The 13,314-nt window shown below is 52.7% G+C and carries 14 protein-coding genes; 9 read left to right on the plus strand and 5 right to left on the minus strand.

The features are described from left to right. Nucleotides 1-3: 3 nt before the first annotated feature. A complete protein-coding gene (locus tag KQJ23_RS08400) occupies nt 4-1,164 on the minus strand; it encodes a COG1470 family protein (RefSeq protein ID WP_216478396.1) in 1,161 nt (386 codons plus the stop codon). Between the two features lie 167 nt (nt 1,165-1,331). Here KQJ23_RS08400 and KQJ23_RS08405 point away from each other — a divergent pair, with 167 nt between their 5' ends. The 3 genes from KQJ23_RS08405 to KQJ23_RS08415 all read left to right on the plus strand — a co-directional run bounded on the left by KQJ23_RS08405 (nt 1,332) and on the right by KQJ23_RS08415 (nt 3,620). After that, entirely contained in the window at nt 1,332-1,946 is a 615-nt protein-coding gene (locus KQJ23_RS08405) for an RNA polymerase sigma factor (protein WP_216478397.1), read from the plus strand. Then, entirely contained in the window at nt 1,912-2,808 is an 897-nt protein-coding gene (locus tag KQJ23_RS08410; protein ID WP_216478398.1) for an anti-sigma factor domain-containing protein, read from the plus strand. The genes KQJ23_RS08405 and KQJ23_RS08410 overlap by 35 nt, the downstream gene beginning before the upstream one ends. A gap of 74 nt (nt 2,809-2,882) precedes the next feature. Beyond that, a complete protein-coding gene (locus tag KQJ23_RS08415; RefSeq protein WP_216478550.1) occupies nt 2,883-3,620 on the plus strand; it encodes an MBL fold metallo-hydrolase in 738 nt (245 codons plus the stop codon). Nucleotides 3,621-3,680: 60 nt separating this feature from the next. Here KQJ23_RS08415 and KQJ23_RS08420 read toward each other — a convergent pair whose 3' ends face one another. The 4 genes from KQJ23_RS08420 to lplA form a co-directional block, all read right to left on the minus strand. Further along, nucleotides 3,681-4,484, minus strand: coding sequence for a Cof-type HAD-IIB family hydrolase (locus KQJ23_RS08420; protein WP_216478399.1), 804 nt, complete (start codon nt 4,482-4,484; stop codon nt 3,681-3,683). Between the two features lie 38 nt (nt 4,485-4,522). After that, nucleotides 4,523-5,425, minus strand: a complete 903-nt coding sequence (locus KQJ23_RS08425; protein WP_216478400.1) for a DMT family transporter — start codon at nt 5,423-5,425, stop codon at nt 4,523-4,525. A gap of 355 nt (nt 5,426-5,780) precedes the next feature. Continuing rightward, nucleotides 5,781-5,987, minus strand: coding sequence for an acetyl-CoA acetyltransferase (locus tag KQJ23_RS08430; protein ID WP_216478401.1), 207 nt, complete (start codon nt 5,985-5,987; stop codon nt 5,781-5,783). Between the two features lie 385 nt (nt 5,988-6,372). Beyond that, complete coding sequence (gene lplA, locus KQJ23_RS08435) at nt 6,373-7,377, minus strand: lipoate--protein ligase (protein WP_216478402.1); 1,005 nt, start codon at nt 7,375-7,377, stop codon at nt 6,373-6,375. A gap of 252 nt (nt 7,378-7,629) precedes the next feature. On the opposite strand from lplA, the gene cobD reads away from it, so the two are divergent. From cobD to KQJ23_RS08465, 6 genes are all read left to right on the plus strand, one after another. Beyond that, nucleotides 7,630-8,724, plus strand: a complete 1,095-nt coding sequence (gene cobD, locus KQJ23_RS08440) for a threonine-phosphate decarboxylase CobD (protein WP_216478403.1) — start codon at nt 7,630-7,632, stop codon at nt 8,722-8,724. Then, on the plus strand, nt 8,724-9,452 hold the full coding sequence (locus KQJ23_RS08445; protein WP_216478404.1) for an adenosylcobinamide amidohydrolase: 729 nt from the start codon (nt 8,724-8,726) through the stop codon (nt 9,450-9,452). Before cobD ends, KQJ23_RS08445 begins: the two co-directional genes overlap by 1 nt. Further along, complete coding sequence (gene cbiB / locus KQJ23_RS08450) at nt 9,449-10,417, plus strand: adenosylcobinamide-phosphate synthase CbiB (protein ID WP_216478405.1); 969 nt, start codon at nt 9,449-9,451, stop codon at nt 10,415-10,417. Before KQJ23_RS08445 ends, cbiB begins: the two co-directional genes overlap by 4 nt. A 48-nt stretch (nt 10,418-10,465) precedes the next feature. Continuing rightward, nucleotides 10,466-11,080: a histidine phosphatase family protein gene (locus tag KQJ23_RS08455; RefSeq protein WP_216478406.1), complete on the plus strand. Its 615-nt coding sequence runs from the start codon at nt 10,466-10,468 to the stop codon at nt 11,078-11,080. A gap of 160 nt (nt 11,081-11,240) precedes the next feature. Beyond that, complete coding sequence (locus KQJ23_RS08460) at nt 11,241-12,545, plus strand: putative DNA modification/repair radical SAM protein (RefSeq protein ID WP_216478407.1); 1,305 nt, start codon at nt 11,241-11,243, stop codon at nt 12,543-12,545. After that, nucleotides 12,542-13,309, plus strand: coding sequence for a TIGR03915 family putative DNA repair protein (locus KQJ23_RS08465; RefSeq protein ID WP_216478408.1), 768 nt, complete (start codon nt 12,542-12,544; stop codon nt 13,307-13,309). Before KQJ23_RS08460 ends, KQJ23_RS08465 begins: the two co-directional genes overlap by 4 nt. Nucleotides 13,310-13,314: the final 5 nt, after the last annotated feature.

The raw sequence follows: 13,314 nt of genomic DNA on the forward strand, positions 1-13,314 counted from the left end.
GGCTCATCTTCTCCCGAATTTCCGGAACAGGTAGTAGATTCCTGCAACCACGGCTAGAATAATCAGAACTCCGATCCATCCCCATAAGACCGAGGACTCTACAGTAATACGCAGATCGGCGGAGGCGCTTTTTGCGGATGAATTTGCGGTTACACTGACCACATAGTCGCCTGCCAGCGATTTGTTGCTTGATTTGATCGTGGCTTGAACGGGCTTGCTCTCTCCCGGAGCAATGGATGTAATTGTCGATGGGGAGAAGGATACCTCCCATCCGGTTGGCGCATTGGCGGAAAAAGAAAGATCCTGAAGCTCAGCGGTTCCAGTATTGTATACGACGAAGTCCAGTTTGCGCGTACCTCCCGACTGGATGTCCGCACTCAATAGATTGTTGCTTGTTGTTAACTCCATCCCATAGGTGCCGGTAATGACGGCTTCTAATTCAGCCTGTGCCATTGAATCTCCACTCGACGCGGCGATTGGAATCGTATAGGTATCAGCCTGAACCATTTCCGCAGGCTTTACTTCTACAGAGATCGATTTTTCCGTATTCGGGTCTACCTCAACAGAGGTTACACTGGTCCCGTCGGATTTGAAACGCACATCCCATCCGCTAGGTGCTTGGGCTGTGAGTGCATAAGTTTGCGCGGTAGAGGTGCGGTTGCGCAGCACGGCGCTATAGGTAAAGCTGGAATCCGAATACCCTTCCATATTCGCTTGGTCTACATTCAGCTCGGTATTAAACGTTCCTTGTTCCGAGACATGGATCACTAACGGAAGAACAGCTTGGCCTGCACGAAGGGTAAAGGTATAACGTCCCTTATCCACCTGCAGCGGTACTTCGAGTTGAAGACTGATCGTCTGAGCTTCATCGGGTTTAACAGCTAATTTCGAAATATCACGCCCTCCGGCTGTCATGACGGACTTCCAATTGTTGCCGCCCTGGTCCAGAGTTATATCAGCAGTCAGTGTGGATGAACTGTGGTTCATCAACTCGATGGAATAGGACACCGTTTCGCCAGGTGCGGCGGACCAATCCACATAAGGCGTATACAGCTCGAGAGTCCCGGCCGCCCTGGCTTCAGGGGCCTGGATGAATCCACTGAACCCGAGAGCAGTGAACAGCATAATCAGCAGCAGAGCTGCTTTTCGAAATGATGAAAGCATGCGTGAATTCCTCCTTGAATGATGTAAAAGTATAAATCGTCTATGATACGAATAGGAAGGACAATTGGATTTAATCGGCCGCGATTTTTTTTTACGGCTTTTCAAACCCTGATTTTTTTGGTAAAACGAGGTACAGAGGGAGATGCTTCGTTTCAGGGGGGACGGACATGAGCCTGCAAAATGAAAGGTTGGAACGAGCGCTGAAAGAAATGGGAGAAGGCTCCGTTGAAGCCTTCGACGTTTTCTATAGCGAGCTTGCTCCATTTATCATGCAGGTGGCAATGAAGGCCATTGGGGACCGAATGGAAGCCGAGGATATTTGCCATGAGGTTTTTTTAGAGGCGCTTCGTAAGGGGCGGGACTATGATGCCGGGCGCGGGAGCATCAAAGCTTGGATGGCGGTCATGACGAGAAGCCGTTGTCTGGATCGGTTACGGAGAAAACAGCGGGTGGTTCCAACTGAGGATTGCAATCTGGAGTTCAGGGGCAGGGCTGCATCGGGAGAAGACATGGCGTTGGCTCGATTGGAACGGGAAGCCGTGAAGGAAGCGGTTATCTCACTGCCGATTTCGCAAAGGAAGGCGATTATCGGGTCCTACTTTTCCATGCAAACGCAGCGCCAAATGTCGGATGCCTGGAACGTGCCGCTAGGGACTGTAAAATCGTGGATGAGATATGGACTTGACAACCTGCGCAAGCAATTGGAAAAGCAAGGCTGGATGGCCGTGACGGAAGGGAGCGGACAGGATGGACACGAATCGGCACAATCGACAGAGCCATAATACTTCCTCTGCCCATTCCTGCAGGGAGGGGAAAGCCGAAGCTTCCCGTTTCTGCTCGTCTTTCTATCCGGAAGAAATCTGGGTAGACCTGGTGATGGGGAGCTTGCCGGAGAGGGAAGCGGAGCGCTTGGCCCGGCATTTGCTGGAATGTTCGTATTGCCGGGACCAGGAGCGCTATTGGAGAAGCATGCTCGAAGAGGAGTACACCGGTGACATAGTCGAAACGAAGCCCGGGGACCGGAATTTATCAGCCCATACTACCGGTAAGGACAGCAATTCGGCCGTACCGGATTGGATGCCTTCAGGATGGGTTCGCCACCGGCTAAGAACCCGGGTTCGCCTTCTTGGTTTGCTCAGATATGCACGTTCCCGTCTATCCGGAGGCCGTTTTGCTGGAGTGTGGATTGCCGCATCCTGCTGCCTGCTGCTTGCGTTCGGGCTCCTTATCACGCAGTATACCGAGAGACAGAATGATACGTGGGGACAATATGTTCAGGATTATGAGCCCTCCGCAGCAACACTAATGTCTAACCCCAACAGCATCGCTTATCCGATTCAGATCGGTCAGTCGGGTACGGAGTTCGGTATGCTGTGGTACAATCAGGGCTCTGAGGAGCTTTTGATGCTAGTGGATGGCCTTGTTCCGGATATCAATCGAAGTGTCAGGGTATGGGCTGTCCGCGACGATGGCAGGGACAGTCTGGGGCTGCTCCAATATCATCAGCTCCGCGCACATCTCTATGTTAAAAACCGCGCTGAGCTCCGGAAGGCCGATATGCTTGAATTGACCATTGAGCCTGTAGAGAAAGGGCATCCTGATGGAATGGCGCCCGTGATCCAATTCAAGCTGAATCAACAGTAGCTTCTGAACGGATGGAAGAGGAGAGAGGGTGCAACTTGAAGGACAGACTGGTATTTTTAGGTACAGGCGACGCTATGGGGGTACCGCGGGTTTATTGCGAATGCGAGGTATGTCAGGAAGCGCGGAGTGGCGGAGCGAATCGTCGTTATCGTTCCATGGTGTCCGTTGAATCTGATGATGGCGACGGGTTTCTGATCGATTGCGGTCCGGATTGGCGCAGTGCTATGGAGAGGCGGGATCAGCGGTTCGCTGGAACCATCCTTGTCACGCATGCTCATTTCGATCATATCGGGGGGCTGCCGGAATGGGCGGATGCTTGCCGCTGGTTGCATCGCCGGGGACAGCTCTATGCTCCGCGGGAGGTGCTTGAGCAGATTCTAAGACAATATCCCTGGCTGGATCGAAATCTGGATCTCTATACAGTGGACGGCGGAAGTAATCTCTGCGGCTGGAAAGTGACCGGCTGGAAGGTGAATCACGGGAAAAACGGATACTCCTATTCCTATCGTCTGGAGCAGGTTGATTTCGCCTGGGCCTATTGCCCGGACTCCATTGCGCTTCCGGATGAGCAGCTCCAGCCGCTGTATAATCTGGACCTGCTTGTGCTAGGCACAAGCTTTTATCAGGAGAAGGCTGAGTTCTCTACCCGCTCCGTTTACGATGTGACAGAAGCGCTGGAGCTGCTGAAGAAGCTTAAACCCAAACAGACGAGATTCACACATATGTCGCATGATATAGATTTGCGGCAGGATTATCATTTGCCGGAGCAGACAGGCTTTGCTAAAACGGACGAATGCGTAATTCTGGAATAGAAAAAGCGGATTTGCAGGACGTAGGCTCTGCAATCCGCTTTTTTACATACTGGGCTGTAATTAATTCTCCTGGCCCAGAATAAACTTCTCGATCACATGCTTCACGCCATCTTCGTTGTTGCTCAAGGTAACATAATCCGCAATTTCCTTCAAAGCCGGAATCGCATTGCCCATAGCCACACCCAGACCAGCAGCCTCAAGCATCTCATGGTCATTCCAGGAATCACCGATGGCAATGCAATCTGAAGGCGTACAGCCGAAGTGGGCGGAGAGGAATTTTAGCGCATGGCCCTTGGTGCCTTCATGATGCATGATTTCCAGGAAGTTCGGCTTTGATTTGGTGATATGCACTTGGTCGCCCAACAATTCACGCAGCTTTGGTGCGAGTTCGTCAAGAAAAGCAGGCTCATCGATGATGAGCATCTTAGGCGTAGGCTGGTCAACCAGCTTTTTAAAGTCAGGTTCAACATAATAAGGAGTCCGGTTCAGAGCCGTATATTCCTTAATCTTGTCATTATCTTCTCTTGAGTACAGTTTATCATCAATATAAGTCTGCAAATGCAGGTTATGCCGGATGCAATACTCAAACAGCTTTGTTGCCGCTTCGACGGGAACATAGCGTTCATACAACACTTGCTCGTCCAGCAGGTTCTTCACAAGGGCGCCTTGGTATGTAATGATCGGCACATTCAACCCCGTCTGGCGCGCAATAGCTTGTGCTGATGCATAGGCGCGTCCGGTTGCAAGCGTCACGACGACGTCTTGAGCGATTGCCTGCTCCAGTGCTTGTTGCGTGGCGGGAGTAACTTCCTTTTCATCATTAATCAGGGTGTCGTCGATGTCGATGGCAATTAACTTGTACAATGCGTCTCTCTCCTTTATCTCTAACTTACAGACTGTCTCTATTGTACCTCAAGGTTCGGAGATTTCAATTCGGACAGGAGCATTCCCGCTAAAATACATCCGCATCCCACGATCGCTGCCATGCCCAGGATCTCTCCTCCAAAGAGGACGCCGGTGATTGCCGCAAAGACGGGCTCCATGGCAAATATGACAGCAACCCGGGCAGGACTCGTATATTTCTGGCAAGAGGTCTGTATCCAGAAGGCAAAAGCGCTGGTTGGTCCGATCGAAATGCAGAGAGCCCATAGCACCTCTGGTTTCAATAGCAACGGAATAACTTGCTCCGGGCTTCCGACCTGTTCGGTGAACGCGGAGCCAAGCAAGCTGAGAATGCCGACAACAGCCATTTGCAGAGCCGTTAAGGGCAAGGCCGGATATTGGGGGGCGAATACACCGGTATAGGCGACATGAAGCGCAAAGGCGATTGCACATAGAAAGACCAGCAAATCTCCCCGATTCATCGTGTACCCCGATTCTGCAAAAGCAAGCAGATACAATCCGATTGCAGCAAGTACAATGCTGCCAAGCGTAAAACGCGTGATAGGTGTCTTTAATAGCAGCAATGAAAACAGCGGGACCAACACAACGGATAGCCCGGTAATAAAGCCGGTGTTGGACGTGGTGGTATACAAGAGCCCAACCGTTTGAAAGCCGTATCCAAGGAAGAGCAATCCTCCCAGAATGACAGCATGTCCGACCATCGGCCAGGATAGCTTCCTTAATTCGGAGCGGTAGAATATGCCGATAATCAGAAGGAGAAGGACCGCGGCTCCAATAAACCGGATTCCGTTAAAGGCAAGTGGAGGGAGCACGCGGACGGCATGCTGTACGAACAGAAAGGTACAACCCCACATCAAGGCAACCAACAGAAGGCCGGCATCGGCAATTAGGGATCGTTTCAATTCAGGCGGGCCTCCTTTTGAACACAAGTGATCAAATTGTACATTGCTGCAGAAAAATTGACAAGGATAGATTTATATAAGCGTGAACAAGCAGAACGAGCAGCACGAGTAGAACAAGAAAACAAGAAAGCAAGCTGCCCCCCAGTTGATGCTGCGTCGCTACTAGCCTAATAAGTTGGGAGCAGGTACGGCGAAATAAGTGCTGAAAAGCATTAAAATTGCATTATCATCAAAAAGGCATAGAGAGGCGGGCGGGCCTCCCTATGCCTATGAGCGGATGAAGAAGTTGGCGGCGCAGCTTCATTGCAGACTATCATGATTTGGATTCATGCCCAAGGGAAGGGGGATGGGCTGGCTAATCCAGATCGATATCCTCAATATTCGTAAAGTAGACTCTCACTCTGACATATTGTCCGTTTCTGCGTATGCGGAGAATGAGATAGTCTTCTCTGACAGCGACTATGACGCCTTCCAGGTCGCTTCCGTTAAAGCGATCGATATCCACCCGTCTTCCGATCCATGCCCTGGCTTGCCGGCGAAGCCGCTCAATTCTACGATTCATGGAATCTGTTCACCTTCTTTCTCATCAGGGATAGTACATTCTATGAAAAGACGAACCAGTCTGATAGAGATAAAAGGGGAGGGAAATTAAAAATATGCCAGTTTACTATAAGTGCGTGTTCAAAAAGTCGGCTTTTCAGCACCGAGAAGGTTGCGAGAACCCAAAGAAGGAGGAACGGAGTGTAGGCAGTACCTACATGAGTACCGGACTTCGAGGGTGAACGCAAGATTCGATGTCGAATTGCCCCCCCCTTGAAGTACTTCGTGATCAAAAGCTGACTTTTTGAACAACCTCTATAAAGCTGTACAAGCAAACAGCCCGGAAGCAGGGGCTGCTGTCCGGGCTGTGAGTATCGGCTCAAGGAAGAGACGCACTTATTCCATTATTAATCTTCCAGGAACACCAGACCGATGAAGTCTTCTTTTTCCAGGTTGCCAAAATAATGCTTCACGTCCACGTCCTCTAATGCGGAGCGAACTTCATGCTCCTCATAACGAAGCCCGCGGAGCTTGTCCTCGATATCGGTGACATCGCCGACGCCAAAGAAGTCGCCATAGATTTTGATTCCTTGAATATAGCCATCCTTAATATCCATGCGAAGGTCGATAATGCCGACAGGAAACTTCTTCGCGTGCTTGACATTGCTTTCCGGTGAAAGTCCGTAGTTCCAATCCCAGTTCTTGTAACGCTCGCGGGAAATCTCGTGAATTTTGTTCCAATCCTCTTCCTTAAGCTTGTATTGCGGAACATCCTTCGGCTCCATGCCGAAGATATGACGGAGCAGCTCGCTGCGGAATTCCTCGATCGTCATGTCTTTGTCCATGAAGCTCAGAATGTTGGCCACACGGCTGCGAACGGATTTTGTGCTCTTGGATTTGAATTTCTCCGGGTTGGCATGAAGAGAGGCCTGCACATCATCCAGGTTGAGGTTGAACATTAAAGTACCGTGGCTGAACATCCGTCCTCTGGTCGAAAATTGGGCGTTGCCGGAAATCTTCTGTTCGCCGACCTGCAGATCATTGCGTCCGCTTAATTCGGCATTTACGCCGAGGGACCGCAGCGCTTCTACCACAGGCTCCGTAAACTTGCGGAAGTTATGGAAGGACTGGCCGTCATCCTTGGTGATGAAGCTGAAGTTCAGATTGCCGAGATCATGATAGACTGCACCGCCACCGGACAGCCGGCGAACGACCTGGATGCCGTTCTCCTTGACGTATTCCTGATTAATTTCTTCGATCGTATTCTGATGCTTGCCGATGATAATTGAAGGCGCATTAATATAGAACAACAGATAACTGTCGTCCTCCAGCGGAAGGTGTCTCAGCGCATATTCCTCAATCGCCAGGTTTACGGAAGCATCGGTAATGCCTTGATTGTCGATAAACAGCATGAAAGTAATCCCCCTTATCCAATAATATATGGCTTGTCTATATGCTCTCTCTATTGTAAACCAATTTTCGGCAAAAAAAAGCGTGGATTTGAATTCATCTTCTCTTCGGAAGCGGGGTTATTTTTCTGATCGGGGTATGGTAGACTTCACCTGAATAGTTGAAGATTTGATTCGTGAATAGATGGATGCAGATTTGAAGCGTAAATATTGAAGGAAGGACTCAGCAGCAGTTCTTCAAGAGAGGTGAAGAGGATGTTGGAAATATACGGACATGGCGGGGATTTACATACGGCCTCGGCAAAGTTTGGGCTTGCACCGAAGCGCTTTCTCGATCTTAGTGCCAATATTAATCCGTTAGGACCGCCCCCGGGCGTGCTGGAGCTGCTGGTTCAGGCCTTGCCATCTATTACCGCATACCCGGACCCCGGGCATCGCGGGCTTGTGTCAAGGCTATCCCGAATGCTCGGCCTGGAGCCGGAATGTCTGGTGATCGGAAACGGTGCGGCGGAGAATATGGCATTGGCTTTGCTGGCCTTTACACCTGCAAAGGTGGGGGTGATCGAACCATGCTTCTCGGAATACGCTAAGCTTGCTGCGAAATTCGGGGCGGAGGTTATGGCTGTCTTTGGGAAGGAAGAGCGGGATTTCAAGGCTGATCCTGATGATATTGTCGAGCTGATCTCCCGCTGCGGGCTCGTATTCATCGGGCAGCCGAATAATCCGAACGGGGTTCAGTATGGTTTGCAGGAATTGAAGAGCTTTGCCGAAGCGGGGGAACGCTGCAATACGGTTATCGTGATGGATGAAGCGTTTATTGACTTTATTCCTGTGGAACGGAGACAAACCCTGGAGAAAGAGCTGATGGCCTACCGGAATCTGATTCTGATCCGCTCGATGACCAAGTTTTATGCAATCCCCGGGCTGCGGCTGGGGTACGCGATCGCGCATCCCGACCGAGCTGCTGCTATGCGGAACAAGCAGGTAACCTGGAGCGTCAACGGTCTTGCACTGTTAGCCGGTGAGGCTTGTCTGTCCGAGAACGGAACTTACGGCGGGGACACCATAGCTATGATCACGGAACAGAGAGCACGCTTGCGTAATGGACTTGCTGAGCTGGGCTGCCGGACCTGGCCCGGAGAGGCGAATTTCCTGCTCGTTAGATTGCCTGAAGGCAGTACGGCTGCAGTGATACAGGCTCGACTGGGGGAGCGCGGAATTCTTGTGCGAAGCTGCGCCATGTACCCGGGGCTTGGTTCCGGGGATATCCGGCTTGCTGTGAAGAACCCGGCAGCCTGTGACAGGTTATTGCATGAGCTTGGGGATATATTGGAAAGAGGGGACAACTGATGGCAACGCCATTTTTGTATACAGGCAATGAAGGACTTTATGAATCCGAGAGCTGGGCGGGATTAAAGCTGATTCGGGGAGAACGCCATATCCTGCTGGAGGCGCCTGCTGGTCTGGACGGCATTAGCAGCGCGGTATACGGGGGAGGAATGCGGCGCGTGGAGCGGATGATCAACATTTATGTGGACCGCTTCTACCGCTGTGACAACCCGGAGCGGGATATTGCAGAAAGCTTGAAGGAATGGGGGATTCCTGCGGAGCATACGGCAGGACTGTTGACTGCCGTTCAGCTGCGGCATGCGTCTGTACAGGAGGAGCATAGCGGGGATTATTCCGTGCTATGCTGCGCTACGGCGGGCGTATCCAATGCCGCAAGAGCAGGGAGCCAGCGAACGACGTTCCGGGCGGATTGGACGCCGGGAACGATTAATTTGATGCTGGCGGTGGACGGACGCATGACCCAGGGCGCAATGGTCAATGCGGTTATGACGGCGACGGAGGCAAAGGCCGCCGCCCTGCACGATCTCGGCGTGTGCGATGCCGAGAACGGCCTTTCGGCCACCGGCACAACGACCGATGCCGTCGTCCTCGGCGTAAGCCAGCGCCCGGAGTGGGCGCTGCTGCACAGCTACGCCGGCACGGCAACGGATCTGGGCGGCACGGTTGGCCGCCTGGTGTACGCCGCCGTGAGCGAGTCGCTGCGTGCCGCAGCGGCGGAGCGGGCATGACGGCGGCGTGGTGGGTGCTGCCGGTCGCGTATGCGCTGGACCGGCTGCTGGGTGACCCGCGCTGGCTTCCTCATCCCGTTGTCGGGATGGGGAAGGCGATCTCGCGGGTCGAGGCGGCGCTGCGCCGCCTGTTCGCGCCCCGGGCCTTGCGGGGCGCGGGGGTGCTGCTGCCGCTGACCGTAGTCGGCGGCAGCTATGGGTTGACCTGGGCGCTGCTATGGCTGCTGGCCCAGGTCAACCCGTGGCTGGCGGCGCTCGGAGAGGCCGCGCTGATCTGGACCACCATCGCGGCCAAGGGGCTTCGCGATGCAGGCATGGCCGTGTGCGGCCCGTTGCTCCGCGGTGATCTGCCTGCCGCCAGGCAGGCGCTCAGCATGATTGTGGGCCGCGACACGGACCATTTGGATGCGCCGGAGATTACCCGCGGCGCAGTCGAGACTGTAGCCGAGAACATTGTGGATGCCGTCGTGTCGCCGCTGTTCTTTGCGTTGATCGGAGGCGCCCCGCTTGCGATGGCCTATCGTGCGGTCAATACGCTAGACTCCATGGTCGGCTACAAGAATGAACGGTACAAGGACCTCGGCTGGGCTTCCGCGCGTCTGGATGATGTGGCCAATTACATCCCTGCGCGTTTAACTGCTCTTATGCTTGCCGCAGCGGCGGTCTGTCTGCGTTTGAATGCGCGGGAGGCCTGGAGGGCGGTACGGCGTGATGCATCCAAGCATCCAAGCCCGAACAGCGGCTACCCGGAGTCCGCAGTGGCCGGAGCATTGGGAATCCGCCTGGGCGGAGAGAACAGCTATGGAGGACAAGCTTCGTTCAGGGCTTATATGGGCGAGAAGCGAAGAGAGCTTGAGCCTAATGATATTGCTAAGACAGGAGCATTACTGATGGCTGTCTCCGGGGCCTTCGTGGTGATTGCTGCAGCCTTGCAATTTTTGCTATCCAGGGGCGTGGCGTGGTAATTCCGTTGCATCCCTGCATCCTGTCCGTAAATGGAGGCGCCGAAGCATATGGAATGGTGGTTTATTCGTCATGGATGTACAGAGTGGAACCGGAGCCGGCGTTATCAGGGGCACAGCGATCTTGAGCTGTTGTCCGGTGAAGGGGCAGCTCTTGCGCAGCTCCCTGCTAAATTAGCGGACATTCAATTCGCGAAGGTTTATTGCAGCGATTTGATACGCTGCCGCGAGACGCTGACCCGCGTTCGTCCCGATCTGGCTATGGTTGCGTATTATGATGCCCGAATCCGCGAGCTGAATTTTGGGGAGTGGGAAGGGAAAACCTATGAGGAACTGAAGGATTGCGAGACCTACCGGGAATGGATTGATGATCCGGCCTCGCATGTGCCGCCTGGCGGGGAGTCCTGGGAGCAATTTGAATCCAGGGTTGCCGATTTCTACAGTGAGCTTCAGAAGAATGCAGCTGATCTCTTTCTAAATAATGAGAATGCTGCCTTGCCCGCCTCTGTCCTGATCGTTACCCATGGAGGCGTAATTTCGCTGCTTGCAGGAAAACTGGCTGGCGGCCGTGACTTTCATGATCCTGACTTCAAAATCGCTCCGGGTGAAATCCTGCGGTTGCAAAGCATGCCAAGCGGTGAGACGGTTCTTTTGCCGCGGACCTGATCGTCCGTATTCCATATCAATCGAGCTAAAGAAGCTATGTTGAAGCGCACAAGTGTGTAGTTAACTTAAACCGACACGGAAAGGTCACAGCTAACCCTTCTCATAAATTGACTGGAACATACGTTCGTATTAAAATGAGAACAAAAGGGAGGCTGTGATGATGGATGTTTATGACAAGCTGACCATCTTGAGCGATTCGGCCAAATATGATGTGTCTTGTTCCTCCAGCGGGGTAGAGCGGGGAAATACGCCAGGGGGTACCGGCAATACGGCCGGGTGCGGCATTTGCCACAGCTTCACAGCTGATGGCCGCTGCATCTCTCTGCTTAAGGTGTTAATGAGCAATAGTTGTATTTTTGACTGCAAATATTGCGTCAATCGGCGTTCCAATGATACGAGACGGGCCATGTTTACACCGGAAGAGCTTGCCGATCTGACGATGAATTTTTATCGCCGGAATTACATCGAGGGATTGTTCCTCAGCTCCGGTATCATGCGGAACCCTGATTATACGACCGAGCAATTGATTAAGGTGCTGGAGCTGCTTCGGCATACCCATCGTTTTAACGGCTACATCCATGTGAAGGCCATTCCCGGCGCTGCCCCCGAGCTGATCTCCCGGTTAGGATTGCTGGCTGACCGGATGAGTGTCAATATCGAGCTTCCTACACAGGACAGCTTGCGCCTTCTTGCGCCTGACAAATCCAAGGAATCGATTCTGAAGCCGATGTCGGCGATTCGTCGGGGCATTCAGGAGAATAGCTTAGATTTGATGAAATACCGCCATGCGCCGCGATTTGTCCCCGGTGGACAAAGTACGCAGATGATTGTCGGAGCAACGCCTGACAGTGACTTGAAGATCATCACGCTCACCGAGTCGTTGTACAAGAAATTTCAATTGAAACGGGTTTATTTTTCGGCGTATACGCCTGTCATGGAGGATTCGCTGCTGCCTGCACTGAATAGCAAGCCGCCATTATTGCGGGAGCATCGTCTGTATCAGGCAGACTGGCTGCTGCGCTTCTACGGCTTTGAAGCAAAGGAGCTGCTGGATGAAGGAGCGCCGAATTTCAATCCGTTCATGGATCCGAAGTGCAACTGGGCGATGAATCATATCGATCAATTTCCGGTTGAAGTGAATACAGCTCCTTATGACAAGCTGGTTCGCGTACCGGGCATCGGAATCCGGAGCGCGAAGCGGATCGTTACAGCCAGAAGGGCTGGCCGAATTGACTTCCATGGTCTAAAGAAGCTGGGCGTTGTCTTAAAGCGCGCGCAATACTTCATCACCTGCTCGGGCCGGCGGCTGGAAGGCTTGAAGGTAAATGAGAGCACCATTCTCCGATCGCTGATTTCCAAGCGGGAATACAGCATGTATTTGCCGAGCCCGCAAGTTGAGCAGTTATCATTGTTCAGTGATGAGGAGCTTGCTGCCGGAGCGGGCAAGGAAGTGTTGTTGCCGTGAGTTGGACAACTGGAGTGACGTATATCTATGACGGCACCTTTGACGGGTTGCTGACTTGCGTCTTTGAGAGCTATGAACGCAAGGAAGAGCTGGCCGATATAAGTTCTGCGGAGGAGCCGCAGGCCGTTCTGTTTGCGCCGCGGACAGTGGCGACGTGCCAGGCAAAGGCGGAACGGGTCTACGAATCCATAGCGCGCAATATTTCTCCGCAAGCTCAGGATTTGATTCGCTGCGGCTTTCTTACTTGTGCCCCTCAGAAGGAGCTGCTGATCTACCGCTTCTTGCGGATCGGCTTTCGCGTTGGGGGACAAGTGATGCAAATGCTGACCGAGCCCTCGATCCATCAGTTGAACAAAGCTGTGCGTCATTTGAAGACGGAAAGTCATGCTTTTATGGGATTTGTTCGCTTCTCGATCCATGATGATGTGCTGGTAGCAGTGATTGAGCCCAAAAATCAGGTGCTTCCATTGATTGCAGGGCACTTCTGCCAGCGTTTTGCAGGCGATACTTTTTTGATTTATGATAAGAATCATGGCGAGGCCTTGATGTATCGCCATGATGCGCGGCCGGAAGATAGATTGATGATGCTGAATGCGGATGAAATTTCCATACCGGAAGCTGACGAGAAAGAAGAAGGCTATCGGCGGCTATGGAAGCGATTCTATGATACGGTTGCCATTCAAGAACGTATCAATCACCGCGCTCGTTTATCCCATATGCCCAAGCGGTATTGGGCCCATTTGACGGAAATGCAAGAGGAATGATTTTT

It is taken from the genome of Paenibacillus brevis (genome assembly GCF_018919145.1).
GTDB lineage: Bacteria > Bacillota > Bacilli > Paenibacillales > Paenibacillaceae > Fontibacillus > Fontibacillus brevis.

Coding starts and splice junctions, on each gene's coding strand:
- KQJ23_RS08400 (WP_216478396.1), bottom strand. CDS start 1,164: ATGCTTTCATCATTTCGAAAAGCAGCTCTGCTGCTGATTATGCTGTTC.
- KQJ23_RS08405 (WP_216478397.1), top strand. CDS start 1,332: ATGAGCCTGCAAAATGAAAGGTTGGAACGAGCGCTGAAAGAAATGGGA.
- KQJ23_RS08410 (WP_216478398.1), top strand. CDS start 1,912: ATGGACACGAATCGGCACAATCGACAGAGCCATAATACTTCCTCTGCC.
- KQJ23_RS08415 (WP_216478550.1), top strand. CDS start 2,883: ATGGGGGTACCGCGGGTTTATTGCGAATGCGAGGTATGTCAGGAAGCG.
- KQJ23_RS08430 (WP_216478401.1), bottom strand. CDS start 5,987: ATGAATCGTAGAATTGAGCGGCTTCGCCGGCAAGCCAGGGCATGGATC.
- lplA (WP_216478402.1), bottom strand. CDS start 7,377: ATGCTGTTTATCGACAATCAAGGCATTACCGATGCTTCCGTAAACCTG.
- cobD (WP_216478403.1), top strand. CDS start 7,630: ATGTTGGAAATATACGGACATGGCGGGGATTTACATACGGCCTCGGCA.
- KQJ23_RS08445 (WP_216478404.1), top strand. CDS start 8,724: ATGGCAACGCCATTTTTGTATACAGGCAATGAAGGACTTTATGAATCC.
- cbiB (WP_216478405.1), top strand. CDS start 9,449: ATGACGGCGGCGTGGTGGGTGCTGCCGGTCGCGTATGCGCTGGACCGG.
- KQJ23_RS08455 (WP_216478406.1), top strand. CDS start 10,466: ATGGAATGGTGGTTTATTCGTCATGGATGTACAGAGTGGAACCGGAGC.
- KQJ23_RS08460 (WP_216478407.1), top strand. CDS start 11,241: ATGGATGTTTATGACAAGCTGACCATCTTGAGCGATTCGGCCAAATAT.